Annotated in this window: 15 protein-coding genes and 1 tRNA gene; 13 read left to right on the top strand and 3 right to left on the bottom strand. The window is 67.4% G+C overall.

Translation table 11 applies throughout. The features are described from left to right. Positions 1–18: 18 nt before the first annotated feature. On the top strand, positions 19–510 hold the full coding sequence (locus ATE62_RS08190; protein ID WP_197411587.1) for a hypothetical protein: 492 nt from the start codon (positions 19–21) through the stop codon (positions 508–510). A gap of 17 nt (positions 511–527) precedes the next feature. Further along, on the top strand, positions 528–1,283 hold the full coding sequence (locus ATE62_RS08185; RefSeq protein ID WP_058806308.1) for an AIM24 family protein: 756 nt from the start codon (positions 528–530) through the stop codon (positions 1,281–1,283). A gap of 3 nt (positions 1,284–1,286) precedes the next feature. Here the strand turns inward: ATE62_RS08185 and ATE62_RS08180 are convergent, their stop codons facing one another. Next, entirely contained in the window at positions 1,287–4,322 is a 3,036-nt protein-coding gene (locus tag ATE62_RS08180) for a TonB-dependent receptor (RefSeq protein ID WP_197411586.1), read from the bottom strand. Positions 4,323–4,499: 177 nt separating this feature from the next. On the opposite strand from ATE62_RS08180, the gene ATE62_RS08175 reads away from it, so the two are divergent. The 10 genes from ATE62_RS08175 (at position 4,500) to ATE62_RS08130 (ending at position 18,079) form a co-directional block, all read left to right on the top strand. Then, a complete protein-coding gene (locus ATE62_RS08175) occupies positions 4,500–6,680 on the top strand; it encodes a chondroitinase-B domain-containing protein (protein ID WP_058806307.1) in 2,181 nt (726 codons plus the stop codon). Further along, complete coding sequence (locus tag ATE62_RS08170) at positions 6,677–8,839, top strand: heparinase II/III domain-containing protein (protein ID WP_058806306.1); 2,163 nt, start codon at positions 6,677–6,679, stop codon at positions 8,837–8,839. The genes ATE62_RS08175 and ATE62_RS08170 overlap by 4 nt, the downstream gene beginning before the upstream one ends. Beyond that, positions 8,836–10,119, top strand: a complete 1,284-nt coding sequence (locus ATE62_RS08165) for an MFS transporter (protein ID WP_058806305.1) — start codon at positions 8,836–8,838, stop codon at positions 10,117–10,119. The genes ATE62_RS08170 and ATE62_RS08165 overlap by 4 nt, the downstream gene beginning before the upstream one ends. Positions 10,120–10,132: 13 nt before the next feature. Next, positions 10,133–10,885, top strand: coding sequence for an SDR family NAD(P)-dependent oxidoreductase (locus ATE62_RS08160; protein ID WP_058806304.1), 753 nt, complete (start codon positions 10,133–10,135; stop codon positions 10,883–10,885). After that, a complete protein-coding gene (locus ATE62_RS08155; protein ID WP_058806303.1) occupies positions 10,885–11,724 on the top strand; it encodes a rhamnogalacturonan acetylesterase in 840 nt (279 codons plus the stop codon). Before ATE62_RS08160 ends, ATE62_RS08155 begins: the two co-directional genes overlap by 1 nt. 115 nt (positions 11,725–11,839) lie before the next feature. Beyond that, positions 11,840–14,701, top strand: coding sequence for a TonB-dependent receptor (locus ATE62_RS08150; protein WP_082662679.1), 2,862 nt, complete (start codon positions 11,840–11,842; stop codon positions 14,699–14,701). An 84-nt stretch (positions 14,702–14,785) separates the two neighbouring features. Next, positions 14,786–15,532: a FadR/GntR family transcriptional regulator gene (locus tag ATE62_RS08145; protein ID WP_058806302.1), complete on the top strand. Its 747-nt coding sequence runs from the start codon at positions 14,786–14,788 to the stop codon at positions 15,530–15,532. Next, a complete protein-coding gene (locus ATE62_RS08140; RefSeq protein WP_058806301.1) occupies positions 15,532–16,311 on the top strand; it encodes a hypothetical protein in 780 nt (259 codons plus the stop codon). Before ATE62_RS08145 ends, ATE62_RS08140 begins: the two co-directional genes overlap by 1 nt. Continuing rightward, positions 16,308–17,327 (top strand): sugar kinase, encoded by a 1,020-nt coding sequence (locus ATE62_RS08135; protein ID WP_058806300.1) that lies wholly within the window; start codon positions 16,308–16,310, stop codon positions 17,325–17,327. The genes ATE62_RS08140 and ATE62_RS08135 overlap by 4 nt, the downstream gene beginning before the upstream one ends. Positions 17,328–17,410: 83 nt before the next feature. Continuing rightward, positions 17,411–18,079, top strand: a complete 669-nt coding sequence (locus ATE62_RS08130) for a hypothetical protein (protein WP_058806299.1) — start codon at positions 17,411–17,413, stop codon at positions 18,077–18,079. A 24-nt stretch (positions 18,080–18,103) separates the two neighbouring features. On the opposite strand, the gene ATE62_RS08125 is transcribed toward ATE62_RS08130, so the two are convergent. Continuing rightward, a tRNA-Thr gene (locus ATE62_RS08125) sits at positions 18,104–18,179 on the bottom strand. A gap of 19 nt (positions 18,180–18,198) precedes the next feature. Continuing rightward, complete coding sequence (locus ATE62_RS08120) at positions 18,199–19,071, bottom strand: hypothetical protein (protein ID WP_058806298.1); 873 nt, start codon at positions 19,069–19,071, stop codon at positions 18,199–18,201. Between the two features lie 63 nt (positions 19,072–19,134). On the opposite strand from ATE62_RS08120, the gene ATE62_RS08115 reads away from it, so the two are divergent. Next, positions 19,135–19,710: a NifU family protein gene (locus ATE62_RS08115; protein WP_058806297.1), complete on the top strand. Its 576-nt coding sequence runs from the start codon at positions 19,135–19,137 to the stop codon at positions 19,708–19,710. Positions 19,711–19,731 lie beyond the last annotated feature (21 nt).

Here is a 19,731-nt window from a genome sequence, read left to right as displayed (position 1 = left end):
AGGCGGGAAAGAGACGCGATGAGCATGTTGCGACGGCTCGGCCGCCTGTTCGGCGGGGAGGCGGAAACGCCGCGCGGCAACCCCGCGCCGCCGCCCGCTGCGCCGCCGCCGGCCGCGGCGCCCCCCGCCTTCGACTATGACGACGAGCGCATCCCCAAGAGCGCCAAGGCCAAGATCGCCACCATCCTCGAATCGATCACCGCGGTCGAAAAGGCGATGGAACGCGAACAGGTGCCCAGCTTCAGCCGCGTCGACACCGGCCAGATGCGCGACGTCCACCTGCCTGGGCTGGTGCAGAGCTATATCGACGTCCCCGCCAGCCACCGCGGCGAGATTTTCCGCAAGACGGGCAAGTCGGCGAGCTTCCTGCTCGACGCCAGCCTCGACAAATTGCAGGAGCGCGTCGATTCGATGCTCCGCGACCTGGCGCAGCACGACATCGACGCCTTCACCAACAACACGCAGTTCATAAACGAACGCTATTCGGACGACGAAAACCCGTTCCGCTGACCCGAAGGAGCCCGAAGATGACCGAATTTCGCAGACTGGAAGAAGCCGTCGAAGCCGGCGGCGTCCGGATCGAGAAATATCGCTTCGTCGAAAAAAGGCTGGTCACCCGCGGTATGCCGACCGCCGAGGGCGGGGTGCATTATATCGTCGAGAATACCGACATCTTCCAGCTGTGCATCAAGCTTTCGGGCGGCGCGGTGATGCTCGAACCCGGGGCGCTGCAATATATGCACGGCAAGATCGAATCGACCGTCCAGCAGCACGAGGACAAGGGCTTCTTCGGCCGCGCGCTCGCCTCGGCGGGGACCGGCGAATCGGCCTTCGCGACCAAATTCTCGGGCCATGGCACGATCTGGACCGAGCCCGGCCGCCGCAATTTCATCATCGGCGAGATCGATGGCGATTCGCTGCTGCTCGACGATAAGGCCTTTTATGCCTGCGGCGCGGGCATCCAGCTGACGACGCATCGCCACAACACCATCGCCGGCGTGCTCGGCGGCAACGGCCTCGTCCAGCCCAAGATGAGCGGCAAGGGGGTGTTCGCGGTCGAGGCGCCGGTGCCGGTCGAGGAGATCGACATCGTCGAACTCGACGGCAGCCAGGAACTCACCGTCGACGGCGACTTCATGCTGATGTTCTCCGCCGAGCTCAGCGTCACCATCGGCCCGCTGGTCAAGGGGCTGCGCAACGCGTTGCGCAGCGGCGAGGGCTTCGTCTACAAGCTCAACGGCCGCGGCACCGCCTGGCTGATGCCGACCGCGAAGGTCAGCTAGCCCCTAGAACTTCACGCTCAGCCCGGCGGTGATCCGCCGGTCGGTGAGCCCCTGGAAACACAGCAGCGCCTTGTTGTTCACGCAATATTGGTTCTGGTCGCCGCGCAGCAGGTTGATCCCCTCGACCCCGACGTTGATGTTGTCGGTGATGTCGTAGTTGATGCTGGCGTTGAGCTGCCCGCGCGCGCCGTTGATCAGCGGCAGGCCGAAAAAGAAGGGGTCGTTCGACACATAGCTCGACCGCCATGTGTAGCGCAGCCGCGCGTTCAGCCCGTATTTGTCGTAGAATAACGTCGCGTTATAGGCATATTTCGACAGGTTGGTCAGCGTGATCAGGTCGCGCGAATTCGGGAAACCCAGCTGGGTGAACACCGTCCGCGGCCCGTCGGCGACGCGAAACTCGCGCGCCGATCCGCCGGTCTTCTGATAGGTGAAATTGCCGATCACGCCGAAGCCCGAGGCGAAGCCGAGCGCGTCTTCCCACGCCGACAGATCGTGCTGGAAGGCGATTTCGATGCCGGTCTGCGTCGTGCTGCCCGGGACGTTGAAGGTCGAGCTGCGCGGGACGCAGATGCCGACGCCCTGGATCGGGTTGTTGATGTTGCGGTTGGCGATCGGGTTGTAGATGCCGCCGCCGGGGCAGGCGGGATCGATCGAGATGTTGAGATTGCCGTTCGCGTCGAGGTTCGGCGCCGGATCCTCCTGCCGCTGCGCGAACAGGTTCGTGCGGCTCTTGTGGAAGAAGCCGATGCTGACCAGGCTCGACGGCGCGAAATAATATTCGCCCGACAGGTCGAACGACCACACCGCCTCGGGCACCAGGTCGGGGTTGCCGACCGCGACCGGGGTGTTCGCGCCCGTGCCGAACGAGAAGGAGGTCGACAGCGTGTCGAAATTGGGCCGGCGGATGTCGCGCGCGATGCCTGCGCGGACCAGCAACCTGTCGGCGGGCTCGAGCACCAGGCTGAAGCGCGGCAGCAGGAAATTATAGTCGCTCTTCGCGACGGTCTGGCCGGTGACCGCGCCGTTGGCGATGTTGTTGCCGGTCGACGACAACCTGGTGTGCAGCCAGCGGAAGCCCGCATTGCCGCGCACCGGCATGCCCGCGATCTCGCCCTCCATATTGGCCTGGAAATAGGCGGCGTTGGTCGTCTCCTTGATGCTGAAGAAGCCCGCGAAGGATTCGGTCGGCGTCGCGAGCGACGCGACCGCTGGCCCTTGCGTCCGCGCGGCATTGCTCGCCGCGATCGCTTCGTTGAGCGCCGCGAGGACGCTCGCCGGATCGCGGAAGGCGAGGCCGCCGTCGATCAGCAGGAAGTCGGGGAAATAAAGCTCGCGCCCGTCGGCGGCGTTGAAGTTGTTCGGCCCCGGGATCAATATATCGGAGAAGAGGTCGCCCGACGGACGGTTCCACGCGGTGGTGGTGTTGGTCAGGCTGACATTGTTCGAAAATTCGCTGTTCTCGGCCGAGGTGCGGTTCCAGCGCCAGCCGAAGTCGACCGAGGTGACGAAGGGGTTGAGGTCGCTCGTGTCGTAGCTGAAGTCGAGCCGCGCCGCGCGCTCCTCATTATCGGTCGAATTGGCGCCCTGCGTCACCTGCTGCAGCTGGTAATTGGCGGGGTCGAGCAGTTGCGCGGTCGTCGGCGCGAAGGGGCTCGCCTGGTCGATGCCGAATTGCAGCGTGCCGCCGCGCAGGTCGAATTCGATCGGCACGCCATTGTCGATGCTGCGCCCGATCACGGGCTGCGGCCCGTTGGGGTTGATGAAGTCGAGCGTGGTCGAGAAATTGGGGAAATCGGACTTCGAGGTCGACAGCGACAGCTCGGCGCGGAGGCTCAGCTTGTCGGTCACCTGCCATTCGGTGCCGAGGTCGAACACGCGGCTCTTGGTCACGCGCGCACCGGTGTCGGACGAGGTGCGCAGGTTCGGATCGATGACCGTCCCGGTCGAGCCGCCGATGCCGATCGTGCCCGCGAGCGCGGCCTGCACCGTACCGAGGTCGATCGGGCCATTGGGGCCGTCGAGCGTGCCGAAATCGACGGTTTCGAAGTCGCTATTGTTCATCGCGTCGACCACCGAAGGGGTCGCGGTGCCCGAAATCTGGACGCGGTGGCTCTGCTGGCCGCGCTGCTGGTTGTTCAGCGTCGCGTCGAAATAGAATTTGAGGTCGTCGTTGGGCTTCCACTCGAGCGCGGCGGTGCCGTTGTACGTCTCATATTCGTAATTCTCGAGCCCCTGCTGCAGGAACTGGATGCGCAGGAAAGGGAAGGCCTCGGCGCTCGGCCCCGAGCCCGGCAGCACGAGCGCATCGCGGTCGACCCGCGGCTTGAACGCCGCGACGTCCTGCCGCGCATAGCTGCCGCTCACGACGATGCCGATCTCGCCGATGCCGGTATCCCAGCGGTTGCCGAGCGTCGCCGAGACGCGCGGCAGCGTCGATTTGGAGAGGTCGCTGTTTTCGAACTGCACGCGCGCGGCGATCAGCGGATCGCGGAGGTCGAGCGGGCGGATCGTGCGCAGGTTGATCGTACCGCCGACCGATCCCTCGATCGTCTGCGCGGTCGGCACCTTGGTGACCTCGACCGAGGCGATCAGCGCGGCGGGCAGATCCTCGAAGCTGATGCCCGAGCGGCCGGCGCCCGACCCGACGGTCGACACGCCGTTGATTTCGGTGCGGTTGGCGTCGGTGCCGCGGATCTGCACCGCATTGCCGACGCCCGCCTGGCGCGTGATCTGGACCCCGGTGACATTTTCCAGCACTTCGGCGAGGTTCTGGTCGGGCAGCTTGCCGATATCCTCGGCCTGGATGACTTCGACGATATTGTCCGAGGTGCGTTTCTCGCCCAGCGCGGTGGCAAGGGAGCTGCGGATGCCGGAAACGACGATCGTGTCATCGTCACTCGCGTCGGTCGCGGTGCTGTCCTGCGCTGCCGCGTCCTGCGCGAAGGCGGGGACGCCGAGCAGCGCGGTCGTGCCCAGCAGCGCCGCCGCGAAATTCATCTTGCCGCGCGAAACGCGCATCAGGCTGGCCCGAATCATATCCCACTCCCTCCCAGGTCTTGTTTTGCGGCAAGCTCTTCCTGTCAGGCCAGTATGTCAACCCATGATTCAGACCAAAGCCGGGTTGATATTGTCATACCGCTTGTATAGACCAGTGAGCGAGAATCAGAAGATGGGTGAGGCATAGTGCGGACAAGGGCGGTTCTAACGGCTATTTTGCTGGTCTCGGCGGCGCATCCGGCGCTAGCGCGCGACCTGCTCGTCAGCGACCAGGCGCAATATCAGGTCGCGGTCAAAAAGGCGCAGCCTGGCGACAATATCATCCTCGCCGACGGCGAGTGGCGCGATTTCCAGATCGTCTTCACGGGTACCGGCACCGCGGACAAGCCGATCGCGCTGACCGCGCAGACCAGGGGCAAGGTGTTGCTCACCGGCCAGTCGAACCTGCGCATCGGCGGCCGGCACCTGCTCGTTTCGGGTCTCGTCTTCAAGAACGGGTCGAGCCCGACCGGCGAAGTGATCGCCTTCCGCCGCGATTCGAAGACGCTCGCGAGCGATACGCGCGTGACCGAGGTCGTCATTGACGGCTACAGCAAGCCCGACCGCCGCGCCGAGGATATCTGGGTCGCGCTCTACGGCACCGGCAACCGCGTCGACCATTCGCATTTCGAGGGCAAGACCAACAGCGGCGTCACGCTCGCGGTGATCCGCCGCGCGGGCGACCCGCTCGATAACCGCCACCGCATCGATCACAATTATTTCGGCCCGCGCCCGCCGCTGGGCTCGAACGGCGGCGAGACGATCCGCATCGGCACCAGCGAGGAATCGCTGTCGGCGTCGAACAGCATCGTCGAGCGCAACATCTTCGACCGCACCAGCGGCGAGGTCGAGATCGTGTCGGTCAAGTCGGGCGGCAATATCCTCCGCGAAAATCTCGTGCTCGAAGCGCAGGGCGCCTTCGTGCTGCGCCACGGCAACGGCAATATCGTCGAGCGCAATATCTTCCTCGGCAAGGGCGTGCCCGACACCGGCGGGGTGCGCGTGATCAACCGCGACCAGCAAGTGCGCGGCAATTATTTCGAGGGGCTTTCGGGCAGTTCGTTCAAGAGCGCGCTCAGCGTGATGAACGGCGTGCCGAACTCGGTGATCAACCGCTATCATCAGGTCGCGAATGCGCGGATCGAGAATAACAGCATCATCGACAGCGCGCGCATCACGCTCGCCGCCGGCGCCGATGCCGAACGCTCGGCGGCGCCCGTCGACAGTCGGTTCGAGCGCAACCTGATCGTCGGTACGAAGGGCGAAGACCCGTTCCGCGCCGAGGGCGAGATCGGCGGCATCGCGCTCGCCGGCAATGTCGAGGCGAAGGTCGCCAAGCCGCTGCTCGGCGCGGGGGTCGAGCAGCGCGAGGTGACGCTCGAGCGCGCCGCGAACGGCTTGCTCTATCCGACCGACCCGGCACTCGCCGCGGTCGGCGCGCCGCGCGACCTCCAGCCCGTGACGCGCGCCGAGGTCGGCGCGAGCTGGTACCGCGGCGAGGCGCCCGAGGCGGCGTTCGGCACCGGCGCCACGCACCCGCTCGCCGCGGGCGCCTCGCTCGCTGCGGCGGTGGCCGAGAGCCGGGCGGGCGATACGCTGTCGCTCGCGGCGGGCACCTATGAGGTCGCCGCGCCGCTGGCGCTGCGCCACCGGTTGACGATCGCGGGGGCGAAGGATGCGAAGCCCGTGCTGCGCGTCGCGGCAGGGCTCGCGCGCATCGAAGGTGGCGGCGGACTGCGCCTCGAAAATCTGGACATCGATGCGCGCGGCGCGGCGGGCGAGGGCGCGCTGATCGCGGTCGGCCCCGGTGCCGCGCCCAATTACAGCCTCACGCTGGACGGCGTGTCGGTGGCGGGGCCGGGCAAGGGCCGCCTCGACGGCATCGTGATGGCGCCGGGTACCTTTGCCGACGATGTGATCATCACGAACAGCGCCTTCGCCGAGATGGGCGTCGTCGTCGCCGCGACCGGCGAGCAGGAGGCCAAGGGCTGGTACCCGATGGAGCGGCTGACGGTTACCGGCAGCCATTTCGCGCGCGTTGCGATGGTCGCCGACCTCTTGCGCAAGGGCAGCGACGAAAGCACCTTCGGTCCATGGTTCGCGATGACCGGGTCGAGCGTCGCCGACAGCGGCGCCGACGGTGCGTCGCTGCGCATCTCGGGCGCGCAGCACGCCGAGATCGTGCAGAATAATTTCGCCAAGTCGGACGGCATCGTCGTGATCCACTCGGTCGGCGCGCCCGAGACGCGCATCGCGTCGAACGCCTTCGCCGCGACCCCCGCGCCGCGCATCGAGGAGCTCGCCTGGAAAGGCCCGCCGCGCGGGCTGGTCGAAGGCAATGTCGAGGCGCGCCCATGACCCGCACCCTCGCGCTCCTGCTCGCCGCCGCGACGCTGCACGCCATCCCGGCGCAGGCCCAGACCCCGCCCGCCGCCGTCCCGCAGGCCTATGCCCCACTCTTCGCGGGCGAGGTCGAGCGCGCGCGGCGCGACGTCGACGCCTCGATCGCGGCGGGCATCAACGTGCCCGTGCCCAAGGACCCGGGCGGCGGCTTCACCCACGAGCAACACAAGCGCAACTACCGCGTCATCTTCGAGGGCGGCCAGCTCTTCCGCCTGACCGGCGAGGCGCGTTACCGCGACCATGTCCGCGCCATGCTGCTCGCTTATGCCGACCTCTATCCGGGGCTCGGCCCGCATCCGGCCAAGGCCAACCAGAGCGCGGGGCGCCTCTTCTGGCAAAGCCTCAACGACAGCGTCTTCCTCGTCAATGCGGTGCAGGGCTATGCCGAGATCCGCGCCTCGCTCTCGGCCGCCGACCGCCAGCGCATCGACGACCGGGTGATCCGCCCGATGGCGCATTTCCTCTCCGACGGCTCGCCCGAGGTGATCGACCGCATCCATAATCACGCGACCTGGGCCGCGGCCGGCGTCGGGCTGTCGGGCTATCTGCTCGGCGACCGCGACCTCGTCGACAAGGCGCTGCTCGGGCTCGACAAGAGCGGCAAGGCGGGCTTCCTGCGCCAGCTCGACCTGCTCTTCTCGCCCGACGGCTATTATGCCGAAGGACCTTATTACCAACGCTATGCGCTGCAGCCTTTCGTCGTCTTCGCCGCGGCGATCGCGGCAAACGATCCCGACCGCCGGATTTTCGAATATCGGGGCGGCATCGTCCTGAAGGCGATCCGCACCGCGATCGACGTCACCCACGACGGCTATTTCCTGCCGATCAACGATGCGATGCCCGACAAGAGCCTGCGCACCGAGGAACTCTATCACGCGGTCGCGATCGCCTATGGCGCCACGAAAGATCCGGCCTTCCTGTCGATCGCCGACTGGCAGGGGCGCACCGTGCTGACCCCCGCGGGGCAGGCGATGGCCGCCGACCTCGCGGCGGGCAAGGCGCAGCCCTGGCCCTTCGGCTCGCGGCTGCTCTCCGACGGTCCCGACGGCAAGCAGGGCGCGCTCGTCCTGCTGCGCACCAAGCCCGATCCGAGCGGGCCGCTGCTCGTCGCCAAGAACACCGTGCAGGGCATGGGGCACGGCCATTTCGACCGGCTCGGCTGGCTCTATTATGACGAGACCGGCGCGGTGGTGACCGATTACGGCGCCGCGCGCTTCCTCAACGTCGAGGCGAAGCAGGGCGGGCGCTATTTGCCCGAGAACGACAGCTGGGCGAGCGCGACGATCGCGCACAACACGCTGGTCGTCGACGAACAAAGCCATTTCGGCGGCGATTGGAAGGCGGGCGAGAAGGTCGGCACGCGCCAGCTCGCGGCGTCGCTCGACGGGCCGACGCGCTATGCGATCGGCGCGATCGACGGCGCGTACAAGGACGTCGCCTTCCGCCGCGCCTTGCTTCTGGTCGAGGTCGACGGCCTCGCCAACCCGCTCGTCCTCGATATCCTCCACCCGACTGGCAGCGGCAGGCATCGTTACGACCTGCCGCTGCATTTTTCGGGGCATATCATCGACAGCGACATTGCGTTCGCCCGCAAGCTCGCCGAGCGCCCGGTGCTCGGCCAGGCCAATGGCTACCAGCATCTGTGGGTCGACGGCGAGGGGAGCAAGGCCGGCAAGGCGCGGCTCACCTGGATGCAAGGCAGCCGCTTCTACTCCTATCATATGCTGCCGCCCGCGGGCGCGCGCTTCATCGTCGCCGAGAGCGGCGCCAACGATCCCGACTTCAACCTCCGCCGCGAACCGGTGGTCATCCAGCGCGTCGACGGCGCGGGCGACGCGACCTTCGTCAGCCTGCTCGAACCGCATGGCGCCTATGACGCCTCGGCCGAGACGGTCGTCGCGAGCAGCGCGCGCGTGACGGGGCTCGAGCATCGCCGCGAAGGGGACATCGATATCATCCTCGTCACCCTCGTCGACGGACGCCGCATCGCGATTGCCGTCGCCGACGATGTGACGGCGACGGCGAAGCACAGTGTCGGCATCGACGGCCAAACCCTCGCCTGGACCGGCCCCGTCGGCCGCCTCGACCTCGCCAAGACCGGAGCGAAGAAATGAGCAATATCAAGGGCCGCTTCCGCTGGTGCGTGATCGGACTGATCGCGCTGGCGACCGTCATCAACTATATCGACCGCAACGCGCTCGCGGTGATGTGGCCCGAGGTGTCGAAGGAAATCGGCGCGTCGAAGGAAGATTATGCGCTGCTGGTGACGATCTTCATGATCTTCTACGCCTTCGGCCAGTCGCTCTTCGGGCGCATCTTCGACGCGATCGGCACGCGGATGGGCTTCACCATCTCGATCGTGTTCTGGTCGCTGTCGATCGCGGCGCATGCACTGGTGCGCTCGATGCCGCTGCTGATGGTGCTGCGCGCGACGCTCGGGATCAGCGAGGCGGGCAACTGGCCCGGCGCCGCCAAGGCGAACGCGCTGTGGTTCCCGTCGCGCGAGCGTGCGCTGGCGCAGGGCATCTTCAACGCCGGAGCTTCGCTCGGCGGCATCGTGTCGGCGCCGCTGATCGCGCTGCTCTTCGTCCAGTTCGGCTGGCACGGCACCTTCCTGCTCATCGGCGTGCTCGGCTTCGTGTGGCTCATCCCATGGCTGTGGTTCTACAAGGCCGATCCCGACAAGCATCCGGGGCTGAGCGAAGAAGAACGCGACTATATCCTGACCGGGCGCACCGAGGCGGGGCGCGACGACGACCGCCGCGTGCCGCTCGGCGAGCTGCTCCGCTATCGCCAGAGCTGGGGCGTCATCCTCTCGCGCTTCTTCCTCGACCCCGTCTGGTGGCTCTTCGTCTCGTGGCTGCCGATCTATCTCGCCGAGACCTTCGGCTTCGACGTCAAGCAGATCGGGCTCTTCGCCTGGGTGCCCTTCGTCGGCGCGATGCTCGGCAGCCTGTTCGGCGGCTGGCTCGCGGGGCGGATCATCGGCAAGGGCGGCGGCGTGCACAAGGCGCGGATGACGACCATCGCGATCGGCTGCGCGATCATGCTGCCCGCGCTGCTGCTGACGATCGGCGCCAGCGATCCGCTGACCGCGGTGCTGCTGATCGCGTGCATCCTGTTCGGGTTCCAGATGGCGATCGGCAACATCCAGACGCTGCCCAGCGACTATTTCGGCGGCGGCGCGGTCGGCAGCCTCGCGGGGATCAGCGGCACCGCCGCGGTCGCGGGCACGCTGATCACGACGTGGCTCGTCCCGGCGCTCACCGAGACGAGCTACGCGCCGATCTTCGCGCTCTCCGCGGCGATCGTGCCCATCTCCTTCCTGTGCTTCTGGCTGGTCGGCGGCCGCGTCGCACCGGTCACCGTCAAACCCGCCAACAATCAAGAATAAGGAAGTGCACCAGATGAATCTCCAGGGGAAAACCGCGCTCGTCACTGGCGGCGGCCGCGATATCGGCCGGTCGGTCTCGATCGCGCTCGCGCGTGCCGGCGTCCGCGTCGCGATCAACTACAACAGCGGGCGCGAAGCCGCCGAGGACACGCTGAAAGCGATCAAGGACGCGGGCGGCGACGCCTTCCTTATCCAGGCTGACGTCACCGACAGCGGCGCGGTCAAGGCGATGCTCGAGGAGGTCGGGATCGCGTTCAGCGGCCGGCTCGACATCCTCGTCAACCTCGCGGGCGGTATGGTCGCGCGCAAGACTTTGAGCGAGATGGACGAGGCCTTTTTCGACCATGTCATGACGCTCAACCTCAAATCGGCCTTCCTCGTGCTCCAGGCGTCGCTGCCTTTCCTCGGCGAAGGCTCGGCGGTGGTGAACGTGTCGAGCCAGGCCGGCCGCGACGGCGGCGGCCCCGGCGCGTCGGTCTATGCGACCGCGAAGGGCGCGCTGATGACCTATACCCGCTCGATGGCCAAGGAACTCGGGCCGCAGGGCATTCGCGTCAACGCGGTTTGCCCCGGCCTGATCGGCACCAGCTTCCACGACATCTTCTCGCAGCCCGAGGGCCGCGCCGCAACCGCGGGCAACACGCCGCTCCGCCGCGAGGGCCATCCCGACGAGGTCGCCGACACGATCGTCTATCTCGCCTCGCCCGCGGCGAGCTTCCTCGCGGGCGTCTGCCTCGACATCAACGGCGGCCTGGCCTTCTCGTGATGCGCTGGCTTGCCGCAACCGCCGCCTGCGTGCTGCTTTCGGGCGGGGCGCAGGCGCAGACGCGCGAACGGACCGATGCGCCGCCGCTCGAGCCGTACAAGATCATCCTCGTCGGCGATTCCACCATGGCACCGCACAGCGGCTGGGGCGGGGCGTTCTGCGCGCATCATGTGAAGTCCTCGGTCGCCTGCCTCAACGCCGGGCGCGGCGGGCGCAGCACGCGCAGCTACCGCCAGGAGGGCGGCTGGGACATCGCGCTCGCCGAGGCGAAGGTGCCGGGTTATCGCGGCACCTGGGTGCTGATCCAGTTCGCGCACAACGACCAGTCGTCGCGCCCCGAACGCTGGACCGACGAGACGACCGAATTCCCCGCCAACCTCAAGCGCTTCGTCGAGGAGGTGAAGGCGGTGGGCGCGACGCCGGTGCTCGTCACCCCGCTGACACGCCGCGAGTTCAAGGACGGCAAGCTCAGGAACACGCTCGCGAGCTGGTCGGACCAGGTGCGCGCCGTCGCCAAGGCGATGGACGTGCCGCTCGTCGACCTCAACGCACTCAGCGCGGCGCAGGCGCAGGAGATGGGCGCGGAAATGGCGACCAAGCTCGCGCAGGAGCCGCCGACCGACGAGGAACTCGCCGCGGCGAAGGCGGGCACGACGCTCACCGCGCGCCCGGCGCCGCCCGAGCCCGCGCCGATCGTCGGCGACGGCGCGCGCGGGCAGGTGACGCGCAAGTTCGATTACACCCACCTCGGCGACGTCGGGGCCGAGGTCACCGCCAAGCTGGTGACGCAGGCGCTGGCGCGCGCGGTCCCCGGCCTGCGGAGTCAGCTCGTGCGCTGATCAAGTGTGTATGGCAAAATGGACTAACCAATTTGCCATACACTATTGTTGACAAATTGGCCGCCATGCTCGACAGCATCGGCTAGAACAGAATCGATTTTCAGGGAGAGACGACGTGACTTCTCTTAATCCGATCCGCGCGCGCAGCCTGCGCGCCGCGTTGCTGGCCGGTGCCGGTTCGACGCTGCTGATCGCCGCCACGCCCGCGGCCGCGCAGGAGGCCCCCGCGCCGCAGGACGCGGCGCAGGAGGAAGATGCGATCGTCGTCACCGGCATCCGCGAGACGATCCAGAATTCGATCAACACCAAGCGCGAGGAGACGGCGATCGTCGACGCCTTGTCGTCGGACGACATCGGCGACATTCCGGCGATCTCGGTGGGGCAGGCGATCCAGACGATCACCGGCGCGACGACGCACCGCGAAAAGGGCGACGCGTCCGAAATCGCGCTGCGCGGCCTCGGCCCCTTCCTGTCGAACGCGACCTTCAACGGCCGCGACGCGACCAACGGCAGCGGCGACCGCTCGGTCAACTTCAACCAGTTCCCGTCGGAACTCGTCAACAACATCAAGATCTACAAGACCCAGCAGGCGAGCCTCGTCGAGGGGGGCGTCGCGGGGACGATCGAAATCGGCACCTTGCGTCCGCTCGATTTCGGCAAGACGCGGCTGCAGGGCGAGATCAAGGCGCAATTCAACCCCTATGGCGACCGCATCACCGGCGGCTCGGGCGGGGTGGGCTGGCGCGGGACCCTGAGCTATGTCGACCAGTTCGCGAACGACACGATCGGCATCGCGATCGGCGCGCAGCGCAACGACACCAACAATCCCGAGGAGACCTATGCCGCCTCGACGACCTGGACCGCGTGCCAGGCTGCGCCCGTCGTCGCGAACAACAATTGCAACGAATATACGCGCGACGAATATGGACAGAACCTGCCCTTCTACCTCGTCCCCAACGCCTATACCTTCCGCCAGATCAGCGAGACCGACAAGCGCGACGCGATCTTCGGCGCGATCCAGTGGCAGCCGTCGGACACGCTCGATATCAACCTCGACGTCCAATATTCGAAGCGCACCTATGTCGAGAGCCGCCGTGACCTCAACCTGTCCGAGGGACGCTACGGCCTGACCAACGTCGTCTTTGACGAGAATGGCATCGTCCAGAGCCTCAATGGCATCAGCGCGATCGAATCGAACGGTTCCGAACTGTCGCGCGCCGAACAATATCTGGGCGGCGGGCTGTCGGTCGAATGGCAGCCGACCGACCGGCTGACTATCAACCTCGACGGCAGCTATTCGCGCACGATCCGCAAGGAAATCGAACGCAACGTCCGCCTGCGCACCGACCCCACCGACGTCAACGGCGTGCGCACCGTCTTCAACAACATGCGCATTCCCTACACCTATTCGATCACGCCGGGCAGCTTCGTGCCGACGATCACGATCGATCCGCGCTTCGACCTCGATAATCACAATCTGTTCTGGGACGACGCGCGCTTCCGCCGGGACGAGAGCAAGCGCCGCAACGAAATCTACGCCGGGCGCTTCGACGCCGCCTATGAGTTGGACGGTTTCCTCAAGACGCTGTCGGCGGGCGCGCGCTGGTCGCATCTGACCTATCGCGACTACGACGTGCGCAACGGCGACTTCAACCTGAACCCGCCGATCGCCGAAGATCGCCGCATCAACAATCTCTGCCGCCAGGCCTTTCCGCAGACCGATTTCCTGTCGGCGGCCGAGGGCAATAATATCCACAGCTGGGCGACCTTCGACGTCGACTGCCTGTTCCGCGAATATATGGGCAGCGAGGATCCGGGGCTTCCTGCCGACACGCGCTCGGTCGCCAATCGCGACGTCACCGAACGCACGCTCGCGGGTTATGTCATGGCCGAATATGGCGGCGATCTTGGCAGCATGCCGGTGCGCGGCAATGTCGGCGTGCGCGTCGTCAAGACCGATGTGACCTCGAACGGCCTGCGCAGCGACCTCAGCATCGTGAACAACCCCGACGGCACGATCCGTCTCGAAACCTCGGGCGATTTCGACACGGTGACGATCAAGAGCAGCAACACGCGCATCCTGCCCAGCATCAACGCGATCTTCGAGGTCGCGCCGAACACGCTGGTCCGCGCCGCGGGCTATCGTGCGATGTCGCGTCCCAACCCCAGCGCGCTCGGCGCGGGACGGACGATCCTGCTCGAGGACGGCACCAGCTTCACCTCGGTCGAGGATGCGATCCGCAACATCACCGCCAACGGCAGCCCGCGCCTCAAGCCGCTGATGTCGTGGAACGCCGACCTCGCCTTCGAATGGTATCCGAACAAGGACAGCCTGCTGTCGGCGACGGTCTATTACAAGCAGTTCACCGGCGGCTTCCAGCCGGTGGTGTTCGACGAGGATTTCACCATCGACGGCCAGAGCGTCGCGATCCCGGTGACCCAGACGCGCAACAGCCCCGACAAGTCGCGCATCTACGGCCTCGAACTCACCGCCGCGACGCGCTTCTCCTTCCTGCCCAAGCCGCTCGACGGGCTGGGCGCGAAAATCAGCTACAATTATGCCGACTCCAATTTCGAGACGCAGGACATCCGGCTCGGCGACCAATATGATCCCGAAACCGACACCGTCAGCGCGGGCATCATCCCGCCGGCGAACCTGTCGGGCTATTCGAAGCATGTGCTGTCGGCGCAGGCCTATTACGAGCTCGGCCCCGTGTCGCTGCAGGCGATCTACAATTACCGGTCGCGCTATTTCCAGGATTTCGTCGGCGGCAACAGCCAGCTGCGCTACGTCGGGCCCAGCGAGACCGTCGATTTCCGCGCCTCGCTCGACCTGATGAAGGGCGTGTCGCTGCGCTTCGAGGCGCTCAACATCTTCAACGAGCCCAAGGCGACCTACATGCCGGTCTATGGCAGCAGCCGGCAGTATCATTATTACGGCGCCAAATATTTCATCGGCATCCGCGCGCGGATCTAGAAAACGATTTCGGTCATGGGCTTCAAACTTGTCATACCGGATTGTATGGACATGATGAAGTCTACAGCGGGGAGATGACTGACCATGGCCGAACGCCGCCTTTTCGAAGATGTCGCCGACACGATCCGGCGCCTGATTCTCGACGGGACCTTCCCGCCGGGGACAAGGCTGCCGGGCGAGCGTGAGCTGTCCGAGCGTTTCGACGTCAGTCGCGTGACGATCCGCGAGGCCGAGATCGCGCTGCAGGCGACGGGGTGGATCCATATCCGCACCGGCGCGGGCGCCTATGTCGAGGCGGTGCTGCCCGGTGACAATGCGGTGCTGCCCAAGGTCAGCGCCTTCGAACTCACCGAGGCGCGCTCGCTGTTCGAGGCCGAGGCCGCGGCGCTCGCGGCGCCGACGATCTCGTCCGAAACGCTCGAAAAGCTCGACGAATTGCTCGCCGCGATGGCCGACGATGCCAAGAGCGAGGACGAGATCAGCGCGATCGACCGCGAGTTCCACATGACGATCGCCGCCGCCTCGAGCAACAAGGCGATCATCCATGTGATCGAGAGCCTGTGGCGGATGCGCATGGAATTGCCCGAGGTGCGCAGCAGCCACTCGCTCGTCTGCCGCAAGGACGGCGCGGCGCGCCAGGCCGAGCATGCCGACGTCGTCGCGGCGCTGCGCAAGCGCGACGCGACCGGCGCGCGGCTCGCGATGCGGCGCCACTTCAACCGCCTGATCGAATCGATGCTCGACGAGACCGAGGAACGCGCGATGGTCGAACTGCGCCGCCAATCGGCCGAAAGCCGCCAGCGCTACCTGCTGAGCGCCAAGCTCGCCTGATGCCCGAGGTGCCCGATCCGGCCGCGGCGCTCCTCGCCGCGCGGCTTTCGGGCCGGGCGCTCCCCGCCTTTCCGGCGCCGGTCCCGACCACTCTCGCTGGCGCCTATGATATCCAGCAGCGCCTCACCATCGCGCTCGGCACCCCGGTGCTCGGCTGGAAGGTCGGGCGCATCCCGGCCCCGCTCATCGAGACGCTCGGTGCCGAGCGTGTCGCGGGTCCGGTGCTGCGGATCGCCGAACTGGGCGGCGCGGCGGGCGCGGCGATGGTCTTCGAGGGCGGCGCGGGGGCGATCGAGGCCGAGGTGATGCTGCGTCTGCGCGCCGTGCCCGACACCGAGGTGAGCGGCAGCGACGACGGCGCGGCCTGGATCGGCGACATCCGCGCGGGTTTCGAGGTCGCGAGCTCGCCCGCGCCCGACGTCCACGCCCATGCGCCGTTCGGCATCGTCGCCGACATCGGCATCAACAATGGCCTGCTGCTCGGTCCGTCGCTCGACGTCGCCGAGTTCATGACGCTGGCGGTCGAAACACGGATCGAGGGCGGGACGGTCGGGACCGGCCGCGCGATCGACGTCCTCGACGGGCCGTGGGGTTCGCTGAACTTCCTCCTCGGCCTCCACCGCCGCGGCGTCATCGCGCTCGCGCCCGGGCAGTGGATTTCGGCCGGCGCGATCACCGGCGTGCATCCCATCGTCATCGGCCAACGCGCCGAGGCAAGCTTCGGCGCCGCCGCGACCATCGCCTGCACCGCGGTTCCGGAGACCGGCTTCCAGTCATGATCGCTCCCGAAGATCCCATCGCCTGTTTCGGCGAGATCGTGATGCGCGTCTCGGTCCCGCACGGCGAACTGCCGCTGCAATCGGCGCGCTTCGACGCCTATGTCGGCGGCGCCGAGGCCAATGTCGCGGTCGCGCTCGCCGCGCTTGGGCGCCGGACCGCGATGATCAGCGCGGTGCCCGAGGGGCCCATCGGCGACGGCGTGCTCGGCGAACTCCGCCGCCACGGCGTCGACGTCGCGCCCGTGCTCCGCCCCGCGGGGCGTATGGGGCTCTATTACCACCTTCCCGGCGGCGCGATGCGCCCCGCCGAGGTCGTCTACGACCGCGCCGCCTCGGCTTTCGCCGAGACCAAGCCCGAGAGCTGGGACTGGGACGCGCTGCTGGCCGGCGTAGGCTGGTTGCACCTCTCTGGCGTCACCCCCGCGCTCGGCCCCGCCGGCGCGGCCGCCGCGCTCGAGGCCGCGACGCATGCGCGCGCTGCCGGGATCGGCGTCTCCTTCGACGGCAATTGGCGCGGGCGCCTCTGGGAGCGCTGGCAGCCCGATCCGGCCGCGATCCTCAAACCCATCGTCGCGCAGGCGACCCTGCTCTTCGGCAACCACCGCGACGCCGCGCTGCTGCTCGGCCGCGATTTTTCGGGCGAGGGCGCGGACCGGCGGCGCGAGGCGGCGCTCGCGCTGCTCGACGCCTTTCCGTCGCTGACCCATGTCGCGTCGACCGCGCGCGAGATCGTCGGCCCCGATACGCACCGCATCGCCGCGCGCATCGATACGCGCGATGACAGCGGGACGACCGAGCCCGCCCCTATCGCCCCGGTGATCGACCGCGTCGGAACCGGCGACGCCTTCGCCGCCGGCGTGCTCGACGGGCTGTGGTCGGGCAAGACGCTGGCCGATGCCGCGCGCCACGGCCTCGCGCTCGCCGCGCTCAAGCACGGCCTGCGCGGCGACTTCGCCCCCTTCGGCCGCTCGGCGGTCGAGCAGGCGTCGTTCGGGACGCAGGATATCGCGCGCTAGCCGCGGGCGGCGCCGAGCATGCCCGTTCGTTCGCCCGCAATCCTATCATTGATGATCGGGCGCGTATCGCACATCCTCGGCGCATGACCAGCAAGTCCAGCCAGGCCGCCAAGGGGCTGCGCCAATTCCTCGACCTCGACCAGCAGCAGGCCTGGCTCGAAGGAGCGCAGCTCGCCGACGCGGATGAACGGCCCGATTCGATCGAGCAGCGGCTCCGCTATGCGCCGCGCTTCCAGAAATTGCTGCGCCGCCCGCAGGCGCCCGCGCTGTTCGAAATCCTCGAACGCTACGGCCGGACGTGCATCCCGATCCCACGCGCGACCGAGCGTTATTATTGGTCCGTCTCATGCCTGCCCTCGACCTCGGACAAGCCGCTGGTCCGCGTCAACGCGAGCTGGATGGAGCTCTTCACCCTCTATGCCGATGGCGACGACCTGCGCGCCCGCTTCATCTTGCACGTCTCGGATTTCACGGTCGACGGGTCGATCATGCCCGAAGCGATCGACCCCATGCGCCTCGAACAAGGCGTGCAGCGGCCCGAGGATCTGACCTACGCCTGCCCCGCCAGCTCGGACCTTTTCATCGTCAAGGTCCGCGGCGCGGCCTCGATCCGCATCTTCCTCGCCGATCCGGTCACGCTGCGCGCGATCCGGCGCTTCAACCTCACCCACATGAACCGCGGCCGCAACGCCTATCAGGCGAGCCATGCCTTCAGCGTGGCGGACTATATGCTGGGCGAGGGGGAGCCCTGATACGGCTGCGGTCGATGGGGCATCTGGTGCCGGCTGCAGGATTCGAACCCGCGGCCCCCTGATTACAAATCAGGTGCTCTACCAACTGAGCTAAGCCGGCCTATGCGTCGCCCTTTGCGTCAAATGATGCCGAAGGTCCAGCCCTCGGTGCGCGCGAGGCCCGCGGTCAGCAGGGCAGGGGACCAGGGTGCCGCCTCGCCGGCGATCGCGCGGAGCCAGGCCGCGGTGAGCAGCGCGTCGCTGGCATGGTCGCTCACCGGCCCGGCGAACCCCGCGGGCGGCGAGCCGAGCGCTGCCAGTGCAGCGTCGAGCGCTGCGCCGTCGCGGATCTTGCTGCGCCCGCCGCCGATCCCCGCCGCGCGCGCGGCGAGGCTGGTGTAGATTTCGGCGAGCATTGGGCCCTTGGACGGCACCGGATCGAGCGGCCAGAGCGGCAGCTTGCCGCGCAGCCGGTGGAGCAGGCGCATGCCCGACAGGCTCGCCTTGCCGACCTGCGCCGCGCCGACGAGGTTGAAATTGCTGACGCTCGCCGCCTGTTTCGTCGCGCGCTGATACTGTTCGACAACGCGCAGCCGCCCCGCGCCGGCCTCGAACAGGTCGCCGACCTCGCCGCGGCCGTGGCGGAAATGGCGCCGCGCCTCGGGATGCGCCAAGAAGCTCGCGATCTCATAGTTGGGATCGGCCGCCGCCAGCGCCTCGACGAGCGCCCATAGCGTCGGCAGGTCGGCAGGGCTCTCCCGCCATTCGGGAAAATAGGCGCCGCGATCCTCGAAGGCGAAGGCCGCCGAAAAATCGAAGCCGATCAGCATGTCGGCGCCCGATGCCGCCACGTCTTCGAGCCAGGCCAATATCTCGGCGCGTGACCAGATGTGCCCGGGGCGGACCAGTTCGGGCGCCGCCGCGCCGCTCGCTACCGCCAGCGCGATGCCGCGCTGGCGCGGACCGCGCGCGCCCGACCAGTCGATCGCGGCGAAGTAGGAGAAACGGCGCATTTTTCGCCCCTAGCGCATCTTTGTCGGCTTGCACAAAGCCCGATCGCGTCCCACATGCCCCCCATGCTGATCGAAACCGAATCGACGCCCAATCCCGCGACGCGCAAATTCCTGCCCGGCCGGGTGGTCATGGAAAGCGGCACGCGCGACTTCGCGAGCCCCGAGGAAGCGCAGGCCTCGCCGCTCGCGACCGCGCTCTTCACGCTCGGCGACGTCACCGGCGTCTTCTTCGGCCGCGACTTCGTCTCGGTGACGATCGCGCCGGGCGCCGAATGGGCCGATGTGAAGCCCGACATCCTCGGCATCGTGATGGACCATTTCCTCGCCGACATGCCGCTCTTCCATCCCGCGAGCGCATCGGGCTTTTCGGTCCCCGCCGAGGATGAGGCCTTTGCCGATGATCCCGCCGACGCCGACATCGTCGAGCAGATCAAGGAACTGATCGAGACGCGCGTCCGCCCCGCGGTCGCCAACGACGGCGGCGACATCGTCTATCGCGGTTTCGACAAGGGGAATGTGTACCTCAAGATGCAGGGTGCCTGCGCCGGCTGCCCCTCGTCGACCGCGACGCTGAAGAACGGCATCGAATCCTTGCTCAAACATTATGTGCCCGAAGTGACGGCGGTCCACGCCGTCTGACCCTCTCAGGACCCTACCATC

This window comes from Sphingopyxis sp. HIX (assembly GCF_001468285.1).
GTDB lineage: Bacteria > Pseudomonadota > Alphaproteobacteria > Sphingomonadales > Sphingomonadaceae > Sphingopyxis.
Note: the sequence above shows the minus strand (reverse complement) of the source record. Positions and strands in the feature narration are given on the sequence as shown.

Coding starts and splice junctions, on each gene's coding strand:
- ATE62_RS08190 (WP_197411587.1), top strand. CDS start 19: ATGAGCATGTTGCGACGGCTCGGCCGCCTGTTCGGCGGGGAGGCGGAA.
- ATE62_RS08185 (WP_058806308.1), top strand. CDS start 528: ATGACCGAATTTCGCAGACTGGAAGAAGCCGTCGAAGCCGGCGGCGTC.
- ATE62_RS08180 (WP_197411586.1), bottom strand. CDS start 4,322: ATGATTCGGGCCAGCCTGATGCGCGTTTCGCGCGGCAAGATGAATTTC.
- ATE62_RS08170 (WP_058806306.1), top strand. CDS start 6,677: ATGACCCGCACCCTCGCGCTCCTGCTCGCCGCCGCGACGCTGCACGCC.
- ATE62_RS08165 (WP_058806305.1), top strand. CDS start 8,836: ATGAGCAATATCAAGGGCCGCTTCCGCTGGTGCGTGATCGGACTGATC.
- ATE62_RS08160 (WP_058806304.1), top strand. CDS start 10,133: ATGAATCTCCAGGGGAAAACCGCGCTCGTCACTGGCGGCGGCCGCGAT.
- ATE62_RS08155 (WP_058806303.1), top strand. CDS start 10,885: ATGCGCTGGCTTGCCGCAACCGCCGCCTGCGTGCTGCTTTCGGGCGGG.
- ATE62_RS08145 (WP_058806302.1), top strand. CDS start 14,786: ATGGCCGAACGCCGCCTTTTCGAAGATGTCGCCGACACGATCCGGCGC.
- ATE62_RS08140 (WP_058806301.1), top strand. CDS start 15,532: ATGCCCGAGGTGCCCGATCCGGCCGCGGCGCTCCTCGCCGCGCGGCTT.
- ATE62_RS08135 (WP_058806300.1), top strand. CDS start 16,308: ATGATCGCTCCCGAAGATCCCATCGCCTGTTTCGGCGAGATCGTGATG.
- ATE62_RS08130 (WP_058806299.1), top strand. CDS start 17,411: ATGACCAGCAAGTCCAGCCAGGCCGCCAAGGGGCTGCGCCAATTCCTC.
- ATE62_RS08120 (WP_058806298.1), bottom strand. CDS start 19,071: ATGCGCCGTTTCTCCTACTTCGCCGCGATCGACTGGTCGGGCGCGCGC.
- ATE62_RS08115 (WP_058806297.1), top strand. CDS start 19,135: ATGCTGATCGAAACCGAATCGACGCCCAATCCCGCGACGCGCAAATTC.